Below are 1,025 nucleotides of genomic sequence, written 5' to 3' on the forward strand. Positions count from 1 at the left end.
ACACATCCTTGATGGGCGTCTCCCTGCGCGGCAGCCTGAAGATGGGCAAGGCGTTGATCAACTATGTCCGGCATCAACGCGGCCCTTTCGTGAGTAACTTTGCCGAAGGCGGCGCGTTCCTGAAAACCGATGCCAGCCTTTCTCGCCCGGATATCCAGTTGCACTCGGTGATCGCGATGATTGACGACCACAACCGCAAACTTCACTGGGGTCATGGTTTCAGTAGCCACGTCTGTGTGTTGCGCCCCAAGAGCGTTGGCAGCGTCGGCCTTCTATCAAATGACCCGAGCGCCCCACCGCGTATCGACCCCAACATTCTGGGGCATGACGACGATGTAGAGACTCTGCTCACCGGATACCGGATGACCCGGGAGATTATCCAGCAAGCTCCGATGGCACGTTACGGTCTGAAGGACATGTACAGCGAAGGAATCTACGGTGACGAACAGTTGATCGAGTTGTTACGCCAACGCACCGACACCATTTATCACCCGGTCGGCACCTGCAAAATGGGAAGTGACGAGCATGCCGTGGTGGACAGCCAATTGCGTGTGCATGGGATCGAGGGGCTACGCGTGGTGGATGCCTCGATCATGCCGACGCTGATTGGCGGCAACACCAACGCCGCTTCAATCATGATCGCCGAACGTGCCGCCGACTGGGTGTGCGCAAGCCAGCGATCCTGATCGGCAGTTTGCAGGTGGAGCCGCCTTTCTCGCACAGTGCGAGCGGCGGCTTTAGATAGAATCAAAAAGCCGCGAGCCACGGACCCTACGCCCGAGAGGCTTCTTTCAGTCTGGGCAGCACGCTCCCCTCGCCCACCGCCGAATGCGCAAAAATGCGATTGGCATCATCAACCGTGGCAGTCTTTTCCTCCTCGACTTCACCATTGAGCGCCTTGTTCATTTTGACCGTGTCCAGCGCCCCGACCCATTTGGCGATGGCCATGGTGCCGACACCATTGCCGATGGTGTTGGTGATTGCCCACGCTTGCGACATGAACCGTTCGACACCCGGCAGCAACA

1 protein-coding gene and 1 pseudogene are annotated in these 1,025 nt (G+C 58.3%); one reads left to right on the plus strand and one right to left on the minus strand.

Annotated elements, in window-relative coordinates; translation table 11 throughout:
• Positions 1-686 (plus strand): GMC family oxidoreductase (locus tag AC1DRJ_RS29360; RefSeq protein ID WP_477805213.1); only part of this gene is annotated, 686 nt, incomplete at its 5' end.
• An 85-nt stretch (positions 687-771) separates the two neighbouring features.
• Here the strand turns inward: AC1DRJ_RS29360 and AC1DRJ_RS29365 are convergent.
• Positions 772-1,025 (minus strand): annotated as a pseudogene (locus AC1DRJ_RS29365) (C4-dicarboxylate transporter DctA); the annotation flags it as partial.

This window comes from Pseudomonas sp. P5_B2 (assembly GCF_056400445.1).